The organism is Arenimonas sp. GDDSR-1 (assembly GCF_025980345.1).
In the GTDB taxonomy this organism is placed as follows: Bacteria; Pseudomonadota; Gammaproteobacteria; order Xanthomonadales; family Xanthomonadaceae; genus Arenimonas.
On the sequence record NZ_JAPDUI010000008.1, the window covers coordinates 46144 to 68838 of the forward strand.

Below are 22695 nucleotides of genomic sequence, written 5' to 3' on the forward strand. Positions count from 1 at the left end.
CGAATGAAACACATTTCACTGCTTGCCATCGCTCTAATTTCGCTTTCTCTTGGTGCTTGCAGCTCTACCATGAAAGCGGTAAAACCGGACGTCACCGGTAGCTTTCCCACCAAAGACGCACTGAAGCCTGAGGAAATTCTGGTCAATGAACCGCTTCCGTTGGCTGATTATCGTCGTCTGGCCTTTATCCAGGCCGGTGACCGCGGCGAAAGTTACGAGGATTTTATCCAAGAGTCGGTATCAAATATCGGCTTTTTCCAAAAAGTGCTGAACAAACAGGGTTTCGAACAGGAACTCATCACCAGTGGAAAATCCGATTCAGTAAGTAACATATCTGACTTAATCGGCCTCCGTCAGGCGGCCAAGGCTTATGGGCCGTTCCTTGTGGTCAGGACCAATGTCGAGTGGCTCGGAGGATACGACTACACCGCAAGCATCGAAGCCATAGATCCTGTTACTGGACGCACACATTTTCATGCGAAACGCAAAGCATTCAACTGGGCCGGTTTGGACAAGCCTCTGTTCTATCCACTGTTCAACGGCTTTCTGAGCTGGGTGAACGCCAACAAACAGGCTCCCGCTGCTTCGGCTCCGGCACAGAACTGATTCCGGAACTTCCAACAGGAACAAAACATGGCTGAATTTACCCTGCCGGCAAACTCGAAAATCACCAAAGGCACGCACTTTCCCGCCAAGTCCGGCGGAAAGAATCTGCGCAGCTTCAAAATCTACCGTTGGAACCCGGATGATGCCGCAAACCCACGCGTCGATACCTATGAAATCGATCTTGACCAGTGCGGCCCGATGGTGCTGGATGCGCTGATCAAGATCAAGAACGAAATCGATCCGACCCTGACCTTCCGCCGTTCCTGCCGCGAAGGCATCTGCGGCTCGTGCGCCATGAACATCGACGGCAGCAATACCCTGGCCTGCACCAAGGCCATCGATGAATGCGGAAAGAAGGAAGTGCCGATCTATCCGCTGCCGCACATGCCGGTGATCAAGGATCTGGTTCCCGACCTGTCGCATTTCTACGCGCAGTATGCTTCGATCAAACCCTGGATCCGAACCCAGTCGGCCACGCCGGCCTCCGGGGAGCGCCTGCAGTCCAAGGAAGACCGCGCCAAGCTTGATGGCCTGTACGAGTGCATCCTTTGCGCCTGCTGCAGCACCAGCTGCCCGAGTTACTGGTGGAACGGCGACCGTTATCTCGGGCCGGCCATTCTGCTGCAGGCCTACCGCTGGATCATCGATTCGCGCGATGAAGATACCGGTGCCCGTCTGGACGAACTGGAAGATCCGTTCAAACTGTACCGCTGCCACACCATCATGAACTGCGCCCGCACCTGCCCGAAAGGCCTGAATCCGGCCAAAGCCATCGGCGAGATCAAGAAGCTGATCCTGCAGCGTCACGGAGCCTGAGATGGGCAATCCGCTGTTCTGGCCGATGATTGCGATGGCGGGACTGACCTTCCTGGTCTGGCTGCGCATGTTCCAGACCCGGGTCGGTGAAATGAAACGCCGCCGCATCCATCCGCAATCCGTGGCGCAAAGCGCGCAGATGGCGCAGCTCGTCGAGGACAGCCGGGCTGCCGATAATTTCCGCAATCTTTTCGAATTGCCGGTCCTGTTCTATGCGGCCATGCTGCTGTGCCTGCAGGCCGGAATCGATTCCGTGGCCATCCTGGTGCTGGCTTGGGCATTTGTGGCGTTGCGCGCCCTGCACAGTTATATCCACTGCACCTACAACCGGGTCATGGACCGGTTCAAAGCCTATGTGCTCAGCGGTTTCGTGCTCTGGGCCATCTGGGGTCTGCTGGTCTGGAACTGGCTGGGCTGATGCCCGGAGTCGGGGAAAATCCGGAAATCAAACGCCTGCGCTGGCGTTGCCGTCGCGGCATGCGTGAACTCGACCAGTTGATGCTGCGCTACCTCGACCGGCGCTGGCCCATGGCGGAGGACGCGGAAAGAGCCGTATTCCTACAATTGCTCGACTGTGAAGACGATAAGCTGTGGCGGTGGTTCATGGGGCGCGAACGCCCGGAGAATGCCGAACTCGATGCCCTCGTCACCCTTATCGCCGGATTGCCGGCCTGAATGCCGGACTCCGGCGCTGGCGCGCCAGGCGATCACTGTCCTTCTGGTGATCGCCATCAGCTGCATCATCGGGTCCGATACCGGACTGCTCTGGCAAGCCATCCTGACCGGCGCTGCACTTTTTGAAGCCTGGGTCGGCCTGAAATCCATCTCAGACTTCAAACCGTTCACGCTGCAACGCGATGCCGCCGATGGCTATTGCATGGATGACGGGTGCGGCCTCAAGCCGATCTCCGGCGTGCATTGGCGCGATTTCGGGTATCTGGCCATCCAGCATTATCATCAGGATGGCCGCCGCCGTGCCGCGCTGTGGTGGCTGTTGCTGATGCCGGTGCGGCAGCGCCGGCAGCTGCACTTATGGATGAATGTCCCTGCAACGCGGGATGTGGCGGAACTGCCAAGTATTCTCGTAAACCCAGTATCATAGAGCGATGTTCCAACCTCTGACTGCCGCCATCGGACTCCGCTATCTGCGTGCCAAGCGCCGAAACGGATTCATATCCTTTATTTCGCTGGCATCGGTTCTCGGCATCTTCATCGGCGTGGTTGCCCTGATTACCACCATCTCGGTCATGAACGGTTTCCAGGATGAGCTGCGCAACCGCATTCTGGGCACCGTGGCCCATGCCACCATTGAAGGCGTCAACGGTTCCTTGCCCGACTGGCAGCGTGCCGTTGCACTCGCGGAAAAACACCCGCGTGTAATCGGCGCTGCGCCCTACGTGCAGACCGAAACCCTGCTGCAGGCGCAGAGCAAGCAGGGCGCGCTTCTGCGCGGCATTGAACCGGCGCTGGAGGGCAGGGTGTCGGAACTGCCCCGGAAAATGGTGCAGGGCCGTCTGGACAGTCTTGCTCCCGGCAGCTTCAACATCGTGCTCGGCTCGGAGCTGGCCGCAGCGCTCAATGTCCGGGTCGGCGATTCGGTCAATGCCTTCGTCAGCGAATCGGTGGCCACGCCGTTCGGCTCCATGCCCCGCGCCAAACGCTTCACCGTGACCGGAATTTTTTCCGTGGGCGCGCAGGAGTACGACTACGGACTGGCGCTCGTACATATGAAGGACGCGCAGACCCTGCTGCGCATGGGTGATGACGCCACCGGGGTCCGGCTCAAGCTCGATGACATCTGGCAGGCCTGGTCGGTGGCACGCGATCTGGCCAACCGCATGGAAGGCATATACCAGGTCCGCGACTGGACCCGTGATCACGCCAATTTCTTCCGAGCGCTCAAAATGGAAAAAACGGTGATGTTCATTTTGCTGTCGCTGGTGATCGCAATCGCCGCCTTCAATCTGGTGTCCTCGCAGGTCATGCTGGTGCAGGACAAACAGGCCGATATCGCCATTCTGCGCACCCTCGGCATGTCACCGGCACAGGTCATGCAGGTGTTCACGGTCCAGGGATTGGTCATCGGTCTGGTCGGCGTGGCGCTCGGAACCGCTGCCGGCGTAATGCTTTCCCTCAATCTGAGTGCGCTGGTGCGCGTCATCGAATCCCTGACCGGCAACGAGCTGATGCCCTCCGATGTCTACTACATCAGCGGCGTACCGACCGTGGTCAATGCCCCGGATGTCCTGCTCATCGTCGCGGTCGCCATCGCCATGTGCCTGCTGGCCACCATCTATCCGGCCTGGCGCGCGGCGCGCACCAATCCGGTCGAGGCGCTGCGCTATGAGTGACATCATTCTGCAGGGTTTGAATCTCGGAAAAACCTACCAGGAAGGCGATTTGGTCACGCCGGTTTTTTCCGGCATCAACATCCAGATCCGTGCCGGCGAATCCCTGGCAATCGTCGGGGCATCCGGCTCGGGCAAGAGCACCTTGCTGCATCTGCTGGCCGGACTCGATGCGCCCACCGAGGGCGATGTCAGCCTGCTGGGCGATGATCTTTACCGGCACTCGGAAGCGGAGAAGGGCCGGTTGCGTAACCGCCATCTCGGGTTCATCTACCAGTTTCACCATCTGCTTCCGGAATTCACCGCGCTCGAGAACGTGATGATGCCGCTGTTGATCAATGGCACTTCATCGGCCAAGGCCTCCGCGCCGGCCCGTGAGCTTCTCGAGCAGGTCGGCCTGTCGCACCGTTTGGCACACAAACCCGGTGAGCTGTCCGGAGGCGAGCGTCAGCGCGTTGCCGTAGCGCGAGCCCTGGTCAACCGGCCGGCCTGCATTCTGGCCGATGAACCGACCGGAAACCTGGATGAAAAAACCGCCGAGTCGGTGTTCAATCTGCTGTTGGACCTGAAACAGCAGCAGCAAACCGCTCTGGTCATCGTCACCCATGATCACCGGATCGCGGATCGATGCGGGCGTTCGCTCGAACTGTTCCGCGGGCAATTGCGGGAACGTGCGGGGTGAGTTCCCGGGTGCAGCCCCGTCTGCACCCCTTTCACCTGTTCGCCTTCGCCCTCGGGGTTGCCGTCCTACAGCGCATGCCGGCATTGCCCGATGCCGGGCTTTGTCTTTTTCTGATGGCAGTCTCGGGTTTCCTGTTCTTCCGGTACCCGCGGCACGGCATGCTTCCGGCGTTCTTTTTCGGCGCCCTGTTCGCCGCCTGGACCGCCAGCGGCGTGCTTTCGCAGCGGCTTGCTTTGTCGGAGTCCGGTTCCCGCGGTGAAATCACCGCCGCAATCACGGACCTGCCGCAACGCAGACAGGACCAGTGGCAGTTCGAAGCGGAAGTCATCGACAGCGCCGATTTTCCGGCGCTTGCCGGCCGGCGCGTCAAGCTGGCATGGTACCGAACCAATGCCGTATTGGTTCCGGGCAACATCCACCGCTTTGAAGTCACTCTCCGGACTCCGAACGGTGTCTACAATCCCGGCGGTTTTGATGCCGAGCAGAGGGCGCTTCAGAAACGCTGGGCGGCACAGGGCTATGTCCGTCATGCAATCAGCGCCGAAGGCCACCGTGTCACCATCGACCGGATCCGGGATGCGCTGTCCGGACAGATCCGACGGCAGATCGGCGACCGGCAGGCGCGCTTCGTCAGTGCATTGGCGCTTGGCGATACCCGTCTGCTGGATGATGCGGATTGGGAAATACTGCGGCGGACCGGAATCACCCATCTCATCGCGATTTCCGGATTCCATGTCGGCATAGTGGCCTTGTCTGCGGCGTGGCTCGTGCTCGCCGTTTACCGCGTTCTGCCCACTCTGGGTCTGCGCCTGCCGCAGCCGAAGGCCGCAGCCTGGGCGGCCATTGCCGCGGCCTGGGCCTACACGGCTTTTGCCGGATTCGCTTTGCCGACGGTGCGCACGGCCCTGATGATCGCCGTATTCATGAGCTGCCGGCTGCTCGGACGACGTTGTACGGTGATCCATGCGGTGGCATTGAGCATGACGGCGATGCTGCTGTGGGATCCGCTGGCGATTCTCGCCCCCGGATTCTGGCTGAGCTTCGGCGGCGTGCTCTTTCTGGTCGCTTTCATGCCCGGGCAAAGCGGATCGGGAATGCTCCGGCCGTTCCTGCAGGCGCAATGGGTGGCTTCGCTCGGCTTATTGCCCCTGTCGCTCGGGTTCTTCGGCCAGACCACACTGGTCGGACCGTTGGTCAATCTGTTGGCCATTCCATGGATCAGTCTGGTCGTGGTTCCGCTGGCGCTGTTGGGCTGTCTGTTTGCCGGGATTGCGCCGATTGCAGAGGGCTTTTGGCATTCGGCCGCGGCACTGATGCAGTGGCTGTGGGTGCTGTTGCAGTGGCTGCAGGCGCTGCCCTGGTCAAGCCGCATGCTGCCGGAGGCCGGGTTGCCGGCGCTGCTGCTGGCCATGTTCGGCGTGTGTTTATTTCTCCTGCCCCGCCAGGTTCCCGGCCGCCGGCTCGGCCTGTTGCTGATGCTGCCGATACTGTTTCCAAAACCGGATGTGATTCCTGAGGGGCAGCTGCGTGTGGCCATGATCGATGTCGGGCAGGGGACTTCGGTGCTGGTGCGGACGCACCGGCATGCCCTTCTTTACGATGCGGGACCCGGTCTGCCCGGCGGTTTCAGCCGCGGCGAGAGCACGGTACTGCCTGCGCTACGCGCACTGGATGTCCAGCGTCTGCACCGCGTCGTCATCAGTCATGGCGATAACGACCACGCCGGGGGACTCGCGGCCATCCGAAACGGCATTCGTGTCGACCACATCGAGGCTTCCAGGCAGGCACTGCCGAAGGAGATACCGTACCGGGAATGTCTTGCCGGCGACCACTGGCAGTGGGATGGGGTCGAATTCGCCTATCTTTGGCCAGTGTCCCGCCATGCCGGCGGCGATAATGACCGGTCCTGCGTGTTATCGGTCAAAAGCGGTCAACGCCGCATTCTGCTGACCGGAGACATCAGTTCGGCGGCCGAGACCCAGCTGCTTGAACGCTACGGCAATGAATTGAATGCGGAGATCATGCTGGTGCCGCATCACGGCAGCGCCGGATCCTCATCGGATCCCTTCATCGCCGCGGTCCGGCCACGGATTGCATTGATTTCGAGTGGTTTCCAGAACCGGTTCAGACACCCCCGGCGCGAAGTGGTTGCCCGCTACCGGAGCCACGGCGCGCTGACAGTCAATTCCGTGGAGACCGGTTGGGCGGAATTAGCCGGGACGCCGACGGGCTGGGCATGGACGCATCGGTCCCGATTCGATGACCGCCGGTATTGGCTGCGGGCAACCCCCGAGGACGCCGTAACCGGTTATTAATCCGGCAAATTATCGCTATCCATGCCATCTCGGGTATGCTATCGGGAGTGCATTTGCAGGTTGATGAATTATGCTGGAACTACTGATGTCGGGCGGTTGGGTCATGCTGCCGCTGTTGATTCTGGCCGTGGTGGCCACGGCCATTGCCTTGGAGCGCTTCTGGACGCTGCGGCGTTCGGAGGTCATTCCCCACGGCATCGGTCTGGAAATCGAACATTGGTCGCGTGGAAAGACCCTTGAAATCGGAGAAATCCAGCGCCTGCGTCAGGATTCGCCGATGGGCGAGCTGCTGGCCGCCGCCCTGCTGGTGCGTCACAAGCCGCGTGACGTCATCAAAGAGCGCATCGAAGATGTCGGCCGGCACATTACCCATGATCTGAACCGGTTTCTTCCGACCTTGGGAACCATCGCCTCGGTGGCCCCGCTTTTGGGCCTGCTGGGCACGGTCATCGGCATGATCCAGATGTTCCTGACCATTCTCAGCACCGGCGTCGGCGACGCCAACCAGCTTGCCGGCGGCATCGGCCAGGCGTTGATCTCGACGGCGGCCGGGCTCTGTCTGGCCATTCCGGCCCTGCTGCTGCACCGCTATTTCCGGGGCCGCGTCACCGGTTATGTCATCGAGATGGAAAAAGTCGCCATCAATCTGCTGGATGTTCTCGAAGCACGGCAGGCGGACTGACTCCGATGCGTCTGGATACCGCAACCGGCGATGACGATGTCGAAATCAACCTGACCGCGTTGATCGATGTCGTTTTCACCCTCATCATTTTTTTCGTGGTGACCACCAGCTTCAACAACCGGTCGGCACTGAAGATCACGCTGCCCAACAGTGCCGCCAGCCAGGTCGAAGCGCAGCGTAAACCGCTCGTCGTGCTGATCGACCGCGCCGGTAATTATTACGTCGGCGACAGCGCCCTGGTCCGCAGCGATCTGGCCAGTCTCAAGGAAGCCATCCGGCAACAGGCCGGAACCGACACCGACCGCACCATCGTCATCCAGGCCGATGCCAAGACCTCGCACCAGTCCGTCATCACGGCGATGGATGCCATCGGCCAGCTCGGCTTCAGCAGGCTGTCGATCGCCACGGCGCCGGAGAAACAGGGTGAGCGCTGAGCTTCCGCCGGGCGTCTGGGCCGTGTACCGGCGTCTGCTCGGCTATACCGGTAAATACCGGGTGTTCCTGCTGCTGGCTTTCCTCGGCATGATCGTCGAGGCGCTTGCCGCCGGTGCATTCACGGCACTGATGAAACCGATGGTCGACCAGACCTTCGTGGCCAAGAATCCGGAAGTGCGCTGGGTCCTTCCACTGTCGATAATCGGTCTGTTCGTGCTGCGCGGTGTCGCCACGTTCGTCACCGATTACGGCATGGCCCGTACCGGCAGAAGCGTTGTCCTCGATCTGCGTCAGCAGATCCTCGATAAATTCCTGCGCATGCCGAGTGCGCGTTTCGACCAGGAACCGATTCCGGCACTGGTCAGCCGCCTGAACTACGATACCGATCAGGTTTCACAGGCGACCAGTGAAGCCATCAAGGTCTCGGTCACCGACACGCTTACGATTCTGGTCATGATTGCCGTGATGCTGATGCAGAGCGTCAAGGTGACTCTGGCGGTGCTGCTCATCGCGCCGGTCATCGGTTTCATTTCCTCGAAGGTCGGCAAGCGCTACCGCCGCATCAACCGCAGCATACAGGACGGTGTCGGCAAAATGGCGCAGGCGGCCGAAGAGGCCCTGTCCGCCCAGCATGAGGTCAAGATCTACGGCATGCAGGAAGCCGAACACCGGCGCTATGCCGGCCTGGCCCGAAACAATCTGGGCATGCATCTGAAGGTCGAGGCCACCAAAGCCACGGCTTCGGCAACGGTGCAGATTCTGGCGGCGGCGGCTTTGGCGGTCATCCTGATTGTTGCCGGTCATGAAGCCATGCAGGGCCGAATGACGGCCGGGGCTTTCGTGACCCTGATGACCTCGATGATGGTGCTGTTGCCCTCCCTGAAACGCATCACCAACGTACAGAGCATCATTCAGCGCGGCGTCGCCGCCAGCGAACGGCTGTTCGCCATCCTTGACCAGCCCGACGAACCGGATGATGGCGTCCGCACGCTTGCGCGCGCGCGCGGGGAAATCCGTTTTGACGCGGTCGGCATCCGTTATTCGGAAAAGGGCCGGGCGGCCTTGACCGATATTTCATTCACGGCCATGCCGGGGACGGTGACTGCGATCGTCGGCCGTTCCGGCAGCGGTAAAACCAGTCTGATTCGTCTTCTGCCGCGGTTTTATGAGCCGAATTCAGGACGTATCCTGCTTGATGGAATCGATATCCGCGAGCTGAAACTGGCCGATCTCCGGCGTCAGATCGCCCTGGTCAGCCAGCAGGTGATGCTGTTCGATGATTCGGTCATGGCCAACGTCCGCTACGGAAAAGCCGGTGCCAGCGATGAAGAGGTCTGGAACGCATTGCGGGCCGCCAATGCCGAGGAATTCGTGATCAAATTGCCCGAAGGCGTGCATACCGCCATCGGCGAACGCGGCGGCCGCCTCAGTGGCGGCCAAAGGCAGCGTCTTGCCATTGCCCGCGCTATTTTGAAAGATGCACCGGTTCTGATTCTCGACGAAGCCACGGCCGCGCTTGACAACGAATCCGAGCGGTTGGTGCAGGATGCCCTGGCGCATCTCATTCCTGACCGCACCACGCTGATCATCGCGCACCGTCTGTCCACGGTCGAACATGCCGATCAGGTCCTGGTGCTCGACGAGGGCCGTTTGGCCGAAATCGGAACGCATGCAGAGCTGCTGCAGCAGGGCGGTCTCTACAGCCATCTGCACCAGATGCAGTTCCGGGAACCGGATGGCGCCTGATGCACGGCCTTGAAACCCGTCTCAACACGATCTGGTATTCCGGCGCCCCCGTGCCTTGGATCCTGCGGCTGCTGTCCCGAATGCATGCCTTTCTGTTGCCATTGCGCAGATCCGTTGAAACGGCCGTGATGCCGGTGCCGGTGGTGGTAGTCGGTAATTTCACGGCCGGTGGAACCGGTAAAACGCCGGTCATCATTGCTTTGGTCGACTATCTGAAGCGCACCGGACACGCTCCGGGCGTGATCAGCCGAGGCTATGGCCGGCGTGGATCCGGTCCCGTAACGGTCTCAAAGGATTCACCGGCCGCCCTGACGGGCGATGAGCCGCTGTTGATCGCACGCCGCTGCGATGTACCGGTCCGTGTCGATGCCGACCGGCGCCGCGCCGCAGAATTCCTGCGCCATGCGGGATGTACCGTCATCGTATCCGATGATGGCCTGCAGCATCGCCGGTTGCCGCGCAGCCTCGAAATCGAAATCATCGATGACGCCCGCGGATACGGCAATGGCTTGCTTTTGCCGGCCGGCCCGCTCAGGGAGTGGCCGCGCAAAGTCGATTTCCGCATCCGCAACGGCCAGGGGCCGGACAGTGCCGCTGCCTATGGCATGCAGCTCGAGCCGGGGCATTGCAAGAACCTGATGTCCGGTGAAGTCAGGGGCTTATCGGCGTTCTCCGGAACGACGGTGCATGCCTTGGCGGGCATCGGAAATCCGGACCGTTTTTTCGCGATGCTGCGGCACGCCGGTATTCAGGTGCTTTCCCGTGCCTTTCCCGATCATCACCGTTTCGTCGCCGCCGATCTGCCGGAAGGGACGGTGCTGATGACCGAAAAAGATGCCGTCAAGGTGCCGGCAGCCGGCCGTGATGACCTGTGGGCCGTCGGCGTCGAAGCCCGGCTCAGTGCCGATTTCTTCGCACAGTTCGACCGCCGGCTGGCGGCCGCCGGAGGCTCCCATGCTTGATTTCACCGTCGCCATTCCGGCCCGATTCGCGTCGACCCGGCTTCCAGGCAAGCCGTTGCTGGATATCGGAGGCATGCCGATGATCCGGCATGTGGCCGAACGTGCGCTGGCGGCCGGAGCCCGTGATGTGGTGGTCGCCACCGATGACCTCCGCATCGTCGAAGCCCTGCAGATGGAATCGGTCAGGGTCTGCATGACCTCGCCGGAACACCGGTCCGGTACCGATCGCTTGGCTGAATGTGCCGGGCAGCTGTCCTGGCCGGATGATCGCATCATCGTCAATCTGCAGGGCGATGAGCCGTTCGCGCCGGCAACGGGAATCCGGCAATTGGCGGAATTGCTTGCCGCCAGCGGTGAACCGATGGCGACCCTGGTTACCGAAATTCGCGATCTGGCCGAGTTCAACAACCCCAACGCGGTGAAGGTCGTGCTTGATCGGCGGGGCAGGGCGCTTTACTTCAGCCGCGCACCGGTGCCTTGGCCGCGCGATGTTCCCGGTGCGCTTCCCTCGCCGGCGTGGCGGCATATCGGAATCTATGCTTACCGTGCCGGGTTTCTCAGACAGCTCAGCATGCTGCCGCCCAGTCCGCTTGAATGCAGCGAATCGCTTGAGCAGCTGCGTGCTCTGGAAAACGGTTTCGGCATCGCCGTCGCCCGTACGCTTGCCGAATTCCCGCAAGGCGTGGATACTCAAGAGGATCTGGACCGCGCCAACCGTTATTGGGCGGACCGGAAGGAATGATATGAACCGGTTCAGGAGCAGGTCATGAACCCAACACCGGCTTACGAGCTGAGTGCCAAACTCGATTGGCTCAATGCCGAACCGCAGCGCATCGCCGCGCACCGCGGCCGTATCGTCGTCCTGCTTTTCTGGAGCGCATCGTCGGTCTATTGCCACAACATCCTGCATGATCTGGCAGCAATCCAGCGCAAGTGGCCGGACGCGGTCTCCGTGCTGGCGATACACCATCCGAAATTCAACGCCGAGCAGGATGCCAAGCTGATGGCGGAAGCCCTGACGCGGCTCGACATCGGCTTCCCGGTCGCCAATGACCGCGAGTGGATTGCCTGGCAGCACTACAATGCACATTCCTGGCCGTTCATGGTGCTGATCGATGGCAAGGGGCGGCATGTCGCCGACTTCGTCGGCGACGACCAGACTTCGGCCATTGAATCCCGAATCGCAGCCATGCTCGAATCGGCCGCGCCCGCCGGACCCAAGCCCGGACAGCTGAAAGCGAAGGCCCGCAGCAAGGTGTTCAGTACGCTGAATGCGCCCTCCGGCCTGGTCATCGCCAATGGCCTGCTGTATATCGCCGATGCCGGGCACCATCGCGTCCTCGAATGCGCGCTCGACGGCCGCATCATCCGGGAGTTCGGCAACGGCGTGCCGCTGTTCCTCGACGGCTCTGCCGGCGATTCCAGCTTTCACCGGCCGTCCGCACTTGCGGTTCACCGCGATCATGTCTATGTGGCCGATACCGGCAATCACGCCGTCCGCCGTTTGAGTCTGCTGCACGGAAGCGTGGATACGCTGCTGGGAGACGGCCGTCCAGGCCATCTGACCTCGGATGGCGGTTTGGAAGCCGCCGTTGCTAGACTGAACAATCCCTGCGGCCTCTGCATCCATCAGGACAGTCTGATCGTGGCGGACAGCGGCAACAACCGCTTGGGTCTGCTCAATTTGGGAAACCGGCAGTTCACCGGACTGGTCGGCGGCGGGGCCATCGGATTTCTCGACGGCGTCGGTGACCGTGCCAGATTGGCCCATCCGCTCGGTCTGGCCGGTACGCAGAATTTCCTGTACATGGTCGAAGGCACGGCGTCGTCGCTCCGCACCGTTGCCGTGCCGGAAGGCCGCGTCAATACCCTGATCGGACATGGCCTTTATCAGTTCGGGAATGCCGATGGCAACCGTCAGAATGCGGCCATGCAGCATCCGACCGGTGTCGTGGTCGATGAGGGGCGCGGGATGGCCTGGATTGCCGACGCCTACAACCGCAAGATCCGGAGTTACAGCCTCGTCAACAACCAGCTGTCCACGCTGCCCTTGATGCAGAATCTGGTTCGACCGAGCGCGCTGGCACTGGATGCCGAGTCCCTTTGGATTGCCGACAGTGCCGGCAACCATATCTACCGCTACTTTTTCGAATCCGAGTACCTCTCGCGCATCAACATCCACGCGGCCTGACCGGCAATGACCGAATCATCCGACAGCGCATTCGATGGCCGCCTGTTTGCGCAGGACCTGTCCTCGGCTCCCGGCGTTTACCGGATGTACGCCGAAGACGGCGGCGTGCTGTACGTGGGGAAAGCCGCCAATCTGAAAAAGCGTGTCGCCAGTTATTTCCGTGACGACCTGCCGTCACGGCGCATCGCGCACATGGTCAAGCAGATCAGGCGAATGGAAGTCACGGTGACCCGCACCGAAGCCGAAGCGCTCATCCTCGAAAACCAGCTGATCAAATCGCTCAAGCCGCGCTACAACATCCTGCTGCGGGATGACAAAAGCTATCCGTATATCGTCATCACCGAGGAAACCTGGCCGCGGATCGCCTTCCACCGCGGCTCGAGGACACTGTCCGGCAGTTATTTCGGGCCTTATCCCAGCGTGACCGCCGTGCGCACGACGCTGGACCTCATGCAGAAGATTTTCCGCCTGCGCAGCTGCGAAGATGCGGTTTTCCGGAACCGTTCCCGGCCCTGTCTCCAGCACCAGATCGGCCGCTGCAGCGCGCCGTGCGTCGGTCTGATCGGCGCGCGTGAATACGATGCCAGCATCAAACGGGCAGGCATGTTCCTGAACGGTCGCAGCAAGGAACTGGTCGATGATCTTACCCGGGCCATGGATGAGGCCAGTCAACGTCTCGAGTTCGAAGCGGCTGCATCGCTGCGCGATACCATTGCCGGCATCCGGACCATCCAGGCCAAGCAGTATGTCGAGGGCGACCAGGTCGACATGGATGTCCTGGCGGCCGTGCTGGAGGACGGTACGGCCTGCGTCATGAGCCTGAGTTTCCGCAACGGCATGAGTTTCGGCACGCGGGCCTATTTTCCGAAATGCAACGGTGCAGAGCGTGCCGAGGAGGTGCTGTCGGCATTCGTCGCGCAGTACTATCTCGAGCGTCCGCCGCCGCGCGAACTGATACTCAGCCATGCCATTGAAGACCATCTCCTGCTGGAAACGGTTCTCTCGGATCTCGGACGCCGTCGGGTGGAAATCAAACATGCGGTGCGCGGAGAGCGGGCGCGCTATCTGGCCATGGCCATGCAAAACGCACAGCTGGCGCTTGCCACCGAACGCCACGGCAAGCTCGCGCAGCGCAACCGCCTGCATGCCCTGCAGGAACTGCTTGGCATGGCCGAGCCGCCGCAGCGCATTGAATGCTTCGACATCTCGCATACCCAGGGCGAAGCCACGGTGGCTTCCAATGTGGTTTTCAACGCGGAAGGTTCGGTCCCGGGCCAGTACCGCCGTTTCAACATCGGCGGCATCACCCCCGGAGATGACTATGCGGCCATGCAGCAGGCCCTGGAACGGCGCTTCAAGCGTGCATTAGAGCAGGGCGTGATGCCGGACGTGCTGCTGATTGACGGCGGGGAAGGTCAACTGGCGCGCGCAAGGGCGGTGTTGTCGGGGCTGGGCATCGTTTCCGTCGTACTTGTCGGTGTTGCCAAAGGCGCCGCCCGGAAGGCCGGCGACGAGACCCTCATTCTGCCTGACGGCCGAGAAATCAAACCCGGCGCCGAATCCCCAGCGCTGCAGCTGGTCCAGCAGGTCCGCGACGAAGCCCACCGTTTCGCCATTACCGGCCACCGCGGAAGACGGCAGAAAACGCGCGATACGAGTACACTAGAACGCATTGAAGGCATCGGCGCCAAGCGCCGGGCCAGCCTGCTGAAGCATTTCGGCGGCTTACCGGGATTGAAAGGGGCGGGAGTGGAAGAAATCGCGCGGGTCGACGGCATCAATCAGGCATTGGCGGAGCGCATCTACGCGCAACTGCACGGCATCGATCTGGTGCCCTGATGGCCATTACCATTCCGACCTGGCTGACCCTGTTCCGCATCATTACCATTCCGGTAATGGTCGCTGCGTTTTACTGGCCGCACCCGCAGGGGCATATCATCACCACGGCGGTTTTCGTGCTCGGCGCCCTGACCGATTGGCTGGACGGTTGGGTTGCGCGCCGGTTCAACATGGGGTCGGCCTTCGGCGCTTTTCTGGATCCGGTCGCCGACAAGCTCGCGGTCGCCATCACCCTGTTCATCATCGTGCAACGCCACCATACGGTGTACATGGCCCTGCTTGCCGCCGTCATCGTCGGTCGTGAAATCACGATTTCCGCGCTACGGGAATGGATGGCGCAGATCGGCGCCCATGGTCTGGTGAAAGTGGCCGGGCTCGGGAAAATCAAGACCATATTCCAGATGGTGGCGCTGGGTTGCCTGCTGTTCCAGCAGGACCTGTTCGGGTTGCCGATCTTCCTGATCGGTCAAAGCCTGCTCACCATTGCGGCGGCATTGACCCTGTGGTCCGGTGTGGATTACCTGCGGGCGGCATGGCCGAGCATGCAGAAATGATTTGTTCAGATTGAGGGTTGACAGAAAATCGGGGAAAACCGATAATAGTCATCTCCGCGGGAATAGCTCAGTTGGTAGAGCACGACCTTGCCAAGGTCGGGGTCGCGAGTTCGAGTCTCGTTTCCCGCTCCAGTTTTACGAAAAACCTCGGTCCGCCCGGGGTTTTTCATTTTCCGGCCTAGAACTTTTCGGGGTTTTTCGCTAGAATTCAAAGCCCACCGGCCTGGTGGCAGAGTGGTCATGCAGCGGCCTGCAAAGCCGTGTACGCCGGTTCGATTCCGACCCAGGCCTCCATCGACAGCCCAGTCACCGCCCCGGTGGCGAAATTGGTAGACGCATGGGACTTAAAATCCCCCGACCGCAAGGTTGTGCCGGTTCGAGTCCGGCCCGGGGCACCAGAAAAACCGCCCTCCGGCGGTTTTTATGTTTCTGCTGAGCCAGGTCGGTATGCGCTGGCAGCCAGTATTCGCCAGCCCTCCGGCATCAAATCGCCGCAGTTCGCCGCATCGGATGCACATACCCGTCCATCAAGCAACGCCTGCAACATCTGCAGCCACTGACCGTAAGCTTGAAAATCGGCTTGCCACTGCGGGGCTTCGGGGCCTTTCCGCGCGAGGTCTTCCAGCAATGCCGGTATGGACTCGCCGCTGACGCCTCTGAAGGCCGCCACATCGACGCCGGCGAAATGACTGAGACGGGCCAGCAAAACCCAGGCATTGGCCCGGTCAATCCGTTCCGTGAGTGCCGCAGGCGGGATCGATGCATTGCGTGTCTGCTGTGCGATGAAACGCAGCGGCGCATAATTCAGCAAGCGCGATGCCAGGGACCATTGCGCGGTATACAGAGCCAGAGCGAGCTTCAGCAGGTGCATCCAGGTGCCGTCCGCATCCATGCCCAGACTCGTGCGGATACCTTCTTCACCGGATTCCATGAATTTTAGCAGCGGGCCCGCGCCGGCAACCAGACGCGGATCGGCGGATCCGCATCCGTAAATCATGGGCAAAATCCACAGCTTGCGCAGTGCCTTCCAGCCGTTTTCCGCATAGGCGTGTTGCCAACGGTCCAGCAGCTGTTCGCACTGCGCACGCAAGTCGACCGTCTGTTCAGGAGCAAGCAGGGGCATGACGCAATCCCTGCACATGCGCGACATCAGTGCCCGCCGGTCGAGGGCATTGGTCATGGCGACGACACCTTCGAACCGGGCGGCATGGCGTTGCCGTTCATGCGACTCGACCTGCGGCGCCGCGCCGGTCTCAAGCCGGTAGGCACGTCCTGCTACGGTGAAACATCCCGGTGCTTTTGCCGCCACGGGCGTGAAATCATCCCAATCCGCGGCATTCCAGGTATGCCATGGTCCGGGTGCGGCGATCCGGACCAGAAATTCGGCCTTGTTGCGGTTGCCGTAGCGTAGCCGTTCGTCGAACCGGTCCGGCGCATCGTCCCGGAAGGCAATCTGGGGTTCAATCGGATAGGCTCCCGGAACTTCCATGAAGCGATCATTCGATTCCAGACGCAGCATCGGTATCAAGGCGTAAAGCGCATCGGTGTCGGCATCGAGGGTTCGGGTGAGGCTTACCCAGTCGTCCACGGTGAAATAGCACCCGCCGTCCAGTGGAATCGTCCAGCGGGCATGAGATTGTCCCAGGTCGAGAGCCATATTGCGGGCGCGATTGATGTTGATAGCGGTCAGGGATTTGTGCCGGTAAATCCATTCAATGGCCAAGCGGTTACGAATCAGGACTGGATTGAAGTCGGGCGGATAATTGCCGGCCAAGTCCGCGGGCAGGCCGCTGGCATCGAGAAATTGGGCATTGTAGACCGCCTCATCGAACGGCAGCACATGGCATTCCTGGCCGGCGGCCTCAATCAATGTCCTGCATTCGGTGGCGAGCGCTTGATCGATAAGGCCATTCAGAATCCAGTGTTTGCTGCATCCCGGAAGATCCGCTTCATGCGCGAGGATGTAACGCAGATTGCGCAGGGTGCATTCGGGATCATGGCGTGGGGGTAGGGAATTTCCCAAAATGCGGTAAATGGCGAAGTTCACAGGCATCCCGGGCGGCTCGCGTCATCGCGATTCGGTTTCCAGTATCGGACAAGTTCCGCCCGAAAACAACGCGGTCGGCCCGCGGTACAATAGGACCGAATCGAACAGGAGAACCTCATGGCCGGCCCCCTTCAGATCGAACCGTTCTACGATACGGCGACTTTCACCTACAGTTATCTGGTGCTGGACAGTGACGCGCGGGAAGCCGCCGTCATCGACAGCGTGCTGGATTTCGATGCCAAGTCCGGCCGGACTGCCACGGCATCCGCGGATGCCATCCGTGCCCGCGTCGACGCATTGGCCGTCAAGGTACGCTGGCATCTGGAAACGCATGTCCATGCCGATCATCTGTCCGGCGCGATTTATCTGAAACAGCAACTCGGCGGGGCGATTGCCATCGGTGCCAGGGTGCGTACGGTCCAGGAAGTGTTCGGCAGGATCTTCAATGCCGGGTCCGAATTTGCCCGCGATGGCAGTCAGTTCGATCGTCTTCTGGAACCCGGCGATGTCCTTGAGTTGGGGCGCTTCGGAATCACCGTCATGCCCACGCCCGGCCATACGCCGGCCTGTCTGAGCTATCGCATCGATGACGGGACGCAAAGCCATGTCTTCGTCGGCGATACCCTGTTCATGCCCGATTTCGGGACCGCCCGCTGCGATTTTCCGGGAGGCGATGCCGGTCAATTGTTCGATTCCATCCAGTCGCTGCTGGCCCTGCCGCCGGAGACGCTGCTGTACATGTGTCACGACTATCCGCCGAAAACACGCGAAGCCCGCTATCAAGTCAGCGTTGCCGAACAGCGCAAAGACAACATTCATGTTCACGACGGCGTTTCGCGCGAGGATTTCGTCCAGATGCGAAAAGCCCGCGACGCCACGCTGTCGATGCCGGCATTGATCCTGCCGTCAGTGCAGATCAACATGCGTGCCGGGCATTTTCCGGAGCCGGAAAACAACGGCGTCAGTTATCTCAAGCTGCCCTTGAACGCCCTGTAGAATTCACAGGGTGCGTAGCCGTTCCTGGGCAGCCTTGCCGATCTCGCCGCCACCCTGTGCGGCCTGACGGTAATATCCTGCGGCGGCGTTGCGATCACCGCGGCGCTGGCTGAGCTCCCCCAGGGTGTATGCCCCGATTTGAGTAGGCAGCAGCTTTTGTGCGGATGAAATGCTGGCCTCCGCCGGTGCATACTGCCCCAGTACGTTCTGGGTCATGCCGCGCAGGAGCAGGGGCCGGTAAAAATTCGGGTTGGCGGCGACGGCTTTATCGAAGGCGGTTATCGCTTCTTTGCCCCGGCTTTGTTTGGCCAAGGCCTGACCTTTCATTTCCCAGAACAGCGGTTCTTTCGGCTGCAGCGCGATGGCCTTGTCGCACAAGGCGACCGTCTGCGCATAATTTTTTGCGGCATAGGCCGCCGTCGCTTCTTTCAGCAATTGATAGGCCGGTTTATCCTTGCTCAGCAGGGCCGTGGCTTTGCGGTAATCGGCGTCGTTGAGCGCGCCGCCGGCCGGCAGGGTTTTGGCGGTGGCCTTGTTTTCACTGATGCGCTCCTGTGAGGGCGGATGCGAGGCGAAAAATCCGCTGAGCGCATCGTTTTTGCGTCCCTGCGCTTCGCGCAGGAAGATTTCCTGCAGCGCCACCGCGGCCTGAGGATCGTAACCGGCCCGGCTCATGGTTTTCATGCCGGCACGGTCGGCCTGAAGTTCGTGATCACGGCTGTAGTTGGCCTGCGCGCCGTAGGCCAAGGTACTGGCGCCCTGCATGGCGAGGTCGCGGTATTCCGGGGCCTTCATGCCCACACCGAGTCCAATCAGCGTGCCGAGCAGGCTGACCCCTTCGGCCTTCTTCTGCATGCGCGCACTGTGACGTTTGGTGACATGGGCGATTTCATGCGCCAGAACGGCGGCCAGCTGGGCTTCGCTGTCCAAAGCGGCAAGCAACCCGCGGTTGACGGCGATTTTTCCGCCAGGCAAGGCCCAGGCATTCAGATCGCTGCTGTTGATGATCACGAACGCATAGGGCAGATCCGGGGCGTCACTGGCCTTGGCCAGTTTCATGCCCACCCGTTGCACATAGGCGGTCAGGGCGGGATCCAGCGTGTACAGGCCGCCCTGTTGCTGCTGGTTGGGGCCGTACTGTTTTTCACCCAAGGCGATTTCCTCGCGGGTGACCGGTTTTTCAGCGGCCGCCAGATCGCTGGAATACGGCATGGCGGCGGCGATCAGACCGGCGGAGAGCAGGGCGTAAAGCGACTGACGCATTCGGGATTCTCCTGTTAGCCTTCAAATCATAGCCGGTACATGCTGAAGCGGACATCAACGGCCGGGTTCTAGGCAGACATGGGGGAATGATGTAATATTTTCAACACTATTCAAATATATTTGACTCCCCGATGACCAGCCAACACGCCCCGTCGTACTATGCCGCCAGTGCCAATCCGCAGCCCGAGCGTCCACCGTTGCAGGGAATGGTCCATGCCGATGTCTGTATCGTCGGCGCGGGTTATACCGGACTGTCTTCCGCATTGCATCTGGTCGAAGCCGGATATTCGGTGGTGGTTGTCGAAGCGGCCAAAGTCGGCTGGGGCGCCTCCGGCCGCAACGGCGGCCAGATCGTCCACAGTTATTCGCGCGATATCGATGTGATCGAAAAGAACCATGGCAAGGCGGTGGCTGACGCCATGGGCAGCATGGCCTTCGAAGGCGCGCGCATCATCCGCGAGCGCGTGGCGAAATACAGCATCCAGTGCGATCTGAAGGACGGCGGCATCTACGCGGCGAAAACCCATAAAAAAGTCGAAGGACTGCATGAACACAAGGCGCTCTGGGAGAAATACGACGGTCTGAAGATGCAATTCGTGGAAGGTGCCGACATCCAGAACTATGTCCGGACCGATGAGTACCAGGCCATTTTGATCGATCCGACCGGCGGCCACATCCATCCGCTCAATCTCGCGCTGGGCGAGGCCACGGCGTTTGAATCACTCGGCGGCCGTATTTTCGAACAGTCACCGGTCACCGCCATCCAGCGCGGCGAGTCCGCGGTGGTCAAAACCGGACAGGGCGAAGTGCACGCCAAATTCGTCATCGTGGCCTGCAATGCCTACATCGGCACGTTGGAACCGAAGCTGAGCGCAAAGGCCATGCCCTGCGGCACGCAGGTGGTCGCCACCGCGCCATTGGACAATTGGCAGGACATCCTGCCGCGGGATCATTGTGTGGAAGATACCAATTACCTGCTCGATTACTACCGGCTTTCGGCCGACAAGCGGCTGATCTTCGGCGGCGGTGTGGTATACGGCGCAAAGGATCCGGACGACATCGAATCGCATATCCGGCCGAATCTGGAACGCACCTTCCCCCAGCTCGCCGGGGTCAAGATCGATTACGCCTGGACCGGAAACTTCCTGCTCACGCTGTCGCGGCTTCCGCAGGTCGGCCGGCTGGAACACAACATCTACTATGCGCAGGGCTGCTCCGGCCATGGCGTGACCTACACGCACATGATCGGCCGCGTGCTGTCCGAAGCCATCCACGGCCAGTGCAGCCGTTTCGATGTCTTCGCCAAGCTGCCGCATTACCCGTTTCCGGGCGGGCGCCTGTTCCGGGTGCCGTTCACCGCGCTCGGCGCGCTCTGGTACGACATGCGCGACCGCCTCGGCGTCTGATTCCGGCATTCCCGCTATAATCATCCGAGAGTCGCTCCCGGATGCATGCCATGCCGCTTTCACGTTACTGGCTTTTTCTGCTGTCCATCGCCGGTCTGGCCGGATTCGGTCTACGTTACTTCGGCGGTCATGCTGGGTCCCTGTGGCCGATGCTCGCAAGTGCGGCGCTGGTCGGCGTCGGCATCGCCGATCTGGTCCAGCGCCATTCGGCACTGCGGCGCAATTACCCGGTTCTCGCGCATGGCCGGTTCATGATTGAATCGGTGCGTGTCGAACTGCGGCAATACCTGTTCGAATCCGATACCGAAGAAACACCGTTCTCGCGCCAGCAGCGTTCCATCGTTTACCAGCGCGCCAAGGAAGAACTCGACAAGCGTCCGTTCGGCACCCAGGGCAATGTTTATGCCGACCATTATGAATGGATCAACCATTCGCTGCGGCCAGCGCCGGCCCCCGACTTGCCATACCGGATCCGGATCGGCGGCAGCCGTTGCACGCAGCCCTACGATGCCGCGGTATTCAATATCTCAGCCATGAGTTTCGGCGCACTTTCGGCCAATGCCATCCGCGCCTTGAATCTGGGTGCCAAAAAGGGCGGCTTCTACCACGACACCGGCGAGGGCTCGATTTCACGCTACCACCTGGAACACGGCGGCGACCTGGTCTGGGAAATCGGTTCCGGTTATTTCGGCTGCCGCAACGAGGATGGCACTTTCAACGCCGAACGTTTCCGCGCCAATGCCGCGCTTGAAAGCGTTCGCATGATCGAAGTGAAACTCTCGCAGGGGGCAAAGCCGGGGCAGGGCGGTATTCTGCCCGGCGCCAAAGTCACGCCTGAAATCGCCGAGGCGCGCGGGGTTCCGGTCGGCGTCGATTGCCTGTCGCCGGCGGCGCATTCGGCGTTCGATTCCCCGATGGGATTGCTGCGTTTCGTGCAGGAACTGCGGGAGCTCTCCGGCGGCAAACCGGTCGGCTTCAAACTGGCCATCGGCCATGTCTGGGAATGGTTCGCCATCGCCAAAGCCATGCAGGAGAGCGGACTGCTTCCGGATTTCATCGTGGTCGACGGCGGCGAGGGCGGTACCGGCGCTGCGCCACTGGAATTCACCGACCATGTTGGCATGCCCTTGCGTGAAGCGCTGATGATCGTGCACCAGACCCTGGTCGGATTGAATCTTCGGGGCGACATCAAAATCGGTGCGGCCGGAAAGATCATCACCGGTTTCGATATCGCCCGAACGCTCGCTATTGGCGCGGACTGGGTCAATGCCGCGCGCGGCTTCATGTTCGCAGTCGGTTGCATCCAGTCCCAGTCCTGCCACACCGGACGCTGCCCGACCGGCGTCGCCACGCAAGACGCCGGTCGCCAGAAAGGCCTGGATCCAATGGACAAGTCCGACCGCGTCCATCATTTCCAGAAGAACACCGTGAAGGCTTTGGCGGAGATTCTGTCGGCTGCCGGCCTAAGCCACCCCGAGGAACTCGGTCCGGAACACATCATCCGGCGCATCGATGCCAACACGGTCTTGCCGCTTTCCAAGGTCTATCCCCAGGTCAGGCCAGGCGAACTGATCACCGGGCTGCCGGATCACCCCAGCTTGCGGGAATATTGGCAGGGCGCACGCTCGGAGTCCTTCGCACCCCCGGCAAGCCTGCTGAACGCGCGCCGAAGCAAGCTGCAGTGATCGGCTTGCCTGCACCGCGGCTTTCCCGTAAAATAGCCGTTCTTGGGCGATTAGCTCAGTGGTAGAGCATTGCCTTCACACGGCAAGGGTCGCAGGTTCGAACCCTGCATCGCCCACCAAGA

General features: G+C 61.2%; 21 protein-coding genes and 4 tRNA genes. 23 read left to right on the forward strand and 2 right to left on the reverse strand.

Annotation, left to right across the window (positions count from 1 at the left end):
* Positions 1 to 3 precede the first annotated feature (3 nt).
* From Q0W88_RS02745 to Q0W88_RS02835, 19 genes are all read left to right on the forward strand, one after another.
* The gene (locus tag Q0W88_RS02745; RefSeq protein WP_297799767.1) at positions 4 to 606 is read left to right on the forward strand and encodes a hypothetical protein; all 603 of its coding nucleotides are present in this window, start codon (positions 4 to 6) and stop codon (positions 604 to 606) included.
* Between the two features lie 27 nt (positions 607 to 633).
* Positions 634 to 1422, forward strand: a complete 789-nt coding sequence (locus tag Q0W88_RS02750; RefSeq protein WP_297799769.1) for a succinate dehydrogenase iron-sulfur subunit — start codon at positions 634 to 636, stop codon at positions 1420 to 1422.
* A 1-nt stretch (position 1423) separates the two neighbouring features.
* Entirely contained in the window at positions 1424 to 1840 is a 417-nt protein-coding gene (locus tag Q0W88_RS02755; RefSeq protein WP_297799771.1) for an MAPEG family protein, read from the forward strand.
* A complete protein-coding gene (locus Q0W88_RS02760; protein WP_297799773.1) occupies positions 1840 to 2097 on the forward strand; it encodes a succinate dehydrogenase assembly factor 2 in 258 nt (85 codons plus the stop codon). Before Q0W88_RS02755 ends, Q0W88_RS02760 begins: the two co-directional genes overlap by 1 nt.
* Complete coding sequence (locus tag Q0W88_RS02765) at positions 2060 to 2524, forward strand: hypothetical protein (RefSeq protein WP_297799775.1); 465 nt, start codon at positions 2060 to 2062, stop codon at positions 2522 to 2524. The genes Q0W88_RS02760 and Q0W88_RS02765 overlap by 38 nt, the downstream gene beginning before the upstream one ends.
* 4 nt (positions 2525 to 2528) lie before the next feature.
* Positions 2529 to 3773 (forward strand): lipoprotein-releasing ABC transporter permease subunit, encoded by a 1245-nt coding sequence (locus tag Q0W88_RS02770; protein WP_297799777.1) that lies wholly within the window; start codon positions 2529 to 2531, stop codon positions 3771 to 3773.
* Entirely contained in the window at positions 3766 to 4452 is a 687-nt protein-coding gene (lolD, locus tag Q0W88_RS02775; RefSeq protein WP_297799779.1) for a lipoprotein-releasing ABC transporter ATP-binding protein LolD, read from the forward strand. The genes Q0W88_RS02770 and lolD overlap by 8 nt, the downstream gene beginning before the upstream one ends.
* A gap of 8 nt (positions 4453 to 4460) precedes the next feature.
* Positions 4461 to 6767, forward strand: a complete 2307-nt coding sequence (locus Q0W88_RS02780) for a DNA internalization-related competence protein ComEC/Rec2 (RefSeq protein WP_297799781.1) — start codon at positions 4461 to 4463, stop codon at positions 6765 to 6767.
* Between the two features lie 70 nt (positions 6768 to 6837).
* Complete coding sequence (locus tag Q0W88_RS02785; RefSeq protein ID WP_297799784.1) at positions 6838 to 7449, forward strand: MotA/TolQ/ExbB proton channel family protein; 612 nt, start codon at positions 6838 to 6840, stop codon at positions 7447 to 7449.
* Between the two features lie 5 nt (positions 7450 to 7454).
* Positions 7455 to 7883 (forward strand): biopolymer transporter ExbD, encoded by a 429-nt coding sequence (locus Q0W88_RS02790; RefSeq protein ID WP_297799787.1) that lies wholly within the window; start codon positions 7455 to 7457, stop codon positions 7881 to 7883.
* Positions 7873 to 9630 (forward strand): lipid A export permease/ATP-binding protein MsbA, encoded by a 1758-nt coding sequence (gene msbA, locus Q0W88_RS02795; RefSeq protein WP_297799789.1) that lies wholly within the window; start codon positions 7873 to 7875, stop codon positions 9628 to 9630. The genes Q0W88_RS02790 and msbA overlap by 11 nt, the downstream gene beginning before the upstream one ends.
* A complete protein-coding gene (gene lpxK, locus Q0W88_RS02800; RefSeq protein WP_297799791.1) occupies positions 9630 to 10592 on the forward strand; it encodes a tetraacyldisaccharide 4'-kinase in 963 nt (320 codons plus the stop codon). The genes msbA and lpxK overlap by 1 nt, the downstream gene beginning before the upstream one ends.
* Positions 10585 to 11334: a 3-deoxy-manno-octulosonate cytidylyltransferase gene (kdsB, locus tag Q0W88_RS02805; RefSeq protein WP_297799793.1), complete on the forward strand. Its 750-nt coding sequence runs from the start codon at positions 10585 to 10587 to the stop codon at positions 11332 to 11334. The genes lpxK and kdsB overlap by 8 nt, the downstream gene beginning before the upstream one ends.
* 24 nt (positions 11335 to 11358) lie before the next feature.
* Positions 11359 to 12783 carry a hypothetical protein gene (locus tag Q0W88_RS02810; protein ID WP_297799795.1) on the forward strand — a complete coding sequence of 475 codons (1425 nt, stop codon included), beginning with the start codon at positions 11359 to 11361 and terminating at the stop codon, positions 12781 to 12783.
* Positions 12784 to 12789: 6 nt separating this feature from the next.
* Positions 12790 to 14622, forward strand: a complete 1833-nt coding sequence (gene uvrC / locus Q0W88_RS02815; RefSeq protein ID WP_297799797.1) for an excinuclease ABC subunit UvrC — start codon at positions 12790 to 12792, stop codon at positions 14620 to 14622.
* Positions 14622 to 15176, forward strand: a complete 555-nt coding sequence (pgsA, locus tag Q0W88_RS02820; RefSeq protein WP_297799799.1) for a CDP-diacylglycerol--glycerol-3-phosphate 3-phosphatidyltransferase — start codon at positions 14622 to 14624, stop codon at positions 15174 to 15176. Before uvrC ends, pgsA begins: the two co-directional genes overlap by 1 nt.
* 56 nt (positions 15177 to 15232) lie before the next feature.
* Positions 15233 to 15308: transfer RNA gene (locus Q0W88_RS02825), tRNA-Gly, on the forward strand.
* An 88-nt stretch (positions 15309 to 15396) separates the two neighbouring features.
* A tRNA-Cys gene (locus Q0W88_RS02830) sits at positions 15397 to 15470 on the forward strand.
* A 17-nt stretch (positions 15471 to 15487) separates the two neighbouring features.
* Positions 15488 to 15574, forward strand: a tRNA-Leu gene (locus Q0W88_RS02835).
* Between the two features lie 23 nt (positions 15575 to 15597).
* Here Q0W88_RS02835 and Q0W88_RS02840 read toward each other — a convergent pair.
* A complete protein-coding gene (locus Q0W88_RS02840) occupies positions 15598 to 17223 on the reverse strand; it encodes a hypothetical protein (protein WP_297799801.1) in 1626 nt (541 codons plus the stop codon).
* A 117-nt stretch (positions 17224 to 17340) separates the two neighbouring features.
* On the opposite strand from Q0W88_RS02840, the gene Q0W88_RS02845 reads away from it, so the two are divergent.
* Complete coding sequence (locus tag Q0W88_RS02845) at positions 17341 to 18219, forward strand: MBL fold metallo-hydrolase (protein ID WP_297799803.1); 879 nt, start codon at positions 17341 to 17343, stop codon at positions 18217 to 18219.
* 3 nt (positions 18220 to 18222) lie between these two features.
* Here the strand turns inward: Q0W88_RS02845 and Q0W88_RS02850 are convergent, their stop codons facing one another.
* Positions 18223 to 19482: a M48 family metalloprotease gene (locus tag Q0W88_RS02850; protein ID WP_297799805.1), complete on the reverse strand. Its 1260-nt coding sequence runs from the start codon at positions 19480 to 19482 to the stop codon at positions 18223 to 18225.
* Between the two features lie 131 nt (positions 19483 to 19613).
* Here Q0W88_RS02850 and Q0W88_RS02855 point away from each other — a divergent pair, with 131 nt between their 5' ends.
* The 3 genes from Q0W88_RS02855 to Q0W88_RS02865 all read left to right on the forward strand — a co-directional run bounded on the left by Q0W88_RS02855 (position 19614) and on the right by Q0W88_RS02865 (position 22692).
* Complete coding sequence (locus Q0W88_RS02855; protein WP_297799806.1) at positions 19614 to 20888, forward strand: FAD-binding oxidoreductase; 1275 nt, start codon at positions 19614 to 19616, stop codon at positions 20886 to 20888.
* 50 nt (positions 20889 to 20938) lie between these two features.
* Positions 20939 to 22573 (forward strand): FMN-binding glutamate synthase family protein, encoded by a 1635-nt coding sequence (locus tag Q0W88_RS02860; RefSeq protein ID WP_297799808.1) that lies wholly within the window; start codon positions 20939 to 20941, stop codon positions 22571 to 22573.
* A gap of 44 nt (positions 22574 to 22617) precedes the next feature.
* A tRNA-Val gene (locus Q0W88_RS02865) sits at positions 22618 to 22692 on the forward strand.
* Positions 22693 to 22695: the final 3 nt, after the last annotated feature.

Bases quoted from the DNA above. Each gene is read 5' to 3' on its own strand.
- Q0W88_RS02860 (WP_297799808.1), top strand. From the start codon at position 20,939: ATGCCGCTTTCACGTTACTGGCTTTTTCTGCTGTCCATCGCCGGTCTG.
- lpxK (WP_297799791.1), top strand. From the start codon at position 9,630: ATGCACGGCCTTGAAACCCGTCTCAACACGATCTGGTATTCCGGCGCC.
- Q0W88_RS02745 (WP_297799767.1), top strand. From the start codon at position 4: ATGAAACACATTTCACTGCTTGCCATCGCTCTAATTTCGCTTTCTCTT.
- Q0W88_RS02790 (WP_297799787.1), top strand. From the start codon at position 7,455: ATGCGTCTGGATACCGCAACCGGCGATGACGATGTCGAAATCAACCTG.
- Q0W88_RS02765 (WP_297799775.1), top strand. From the start codon at position 2,060: ATGCCCTCGTCACCCTTATCGCCGGATTGCCGGCCTGAATGCCGGACT.
- Q0W88_RS02770 (WP_297799777.1), top strand. From the start codon at position 2,529: ATGTTCCAACCTCTGACTGCCGCCATCGGACTCCGCTATCTGCGTGCC.
- Q0W88_RS02810 (WP_297799795.1), top strand. From the start codon at position 11,359: ATGAACCCAACACCGGCTTACGAGCTGAGTGCCAAACTCGATTGGCTC.
- kdsB (WP_297799793.1), top strand. From the start codon at position 10,585: ATGCTTGATTTCACCGTCGCCATTCCGGCCCGATTCGCGTCGACCCGG.
- Q0W88_RS02755 (WP_297799771.1), top strand. From the start codon at position 1,424: ATGGGCAATCCGCTGTTCTGGCCGATGATTGCGATGGCGGGACTGACC.
- Q0W88_RS02855 (WP_297799806.1), top strand. From the start codon at position 19,614: ATGACCAGCCAACACGCCCCGTCGTACTATGCCGCCAGTGCCAATCCG.
- Q0W88_RS02845 (WP_297799803.1), top strand. From the start codon at position 17,341: ATGGCCGGCCCCCTTCAGATCGAACCGTTCTACGATACGGCGACTTTC.
- Q0W88_RS02750 (WP_297799769.1), top strand. From the start codon at position 634: ATGGCTGAATTTACCCTGCCGGCAAACTCGAAAATCACCAAAGGCACG.
- uvrC (WP_297799797.1), top strand. From the start codon at position 12,790: ATGACCGAATCATCCGACAGCGCATTCGATGGCCGCCTGTTTGCGCAG.
- Q0W88_RS02785 (WP_297799784.1), top strand. From the start codon at position 6,838: ATGCTGGAACTACTGATGTCGGGCGGTTGGGTCATGCTGCCGCTGTTG.
- pgsA (WP_297799799.1), top strand. From the start codon at position 14,622: ATGGCCATTACCATTCCGACCTGGCTGACCCTGTTCCGCATCATTACC.
- Q0W88_RS02850 (WP_297799805.1), bottom strand. From the start codon at position 19,482: ATGCGTCAGTCGCTTTACGCCCTGCTCTCCGCCGGTCTGATCGCCGCC.
- Q0W88_RS02760 (WP_297799773.1), top strand. From the start codon at position 1,840: ATGCCCGGAGTCGGGGAAAATCCGGAAATCAAACGCCTGCGCTGGCGT.
- lolD (WP_297799779.1), top strand. From the start codon at position 3,766: ATGAGTGACATCATTCTGCAGGGTTTGAATCTCGGAAAAACCTACCAG.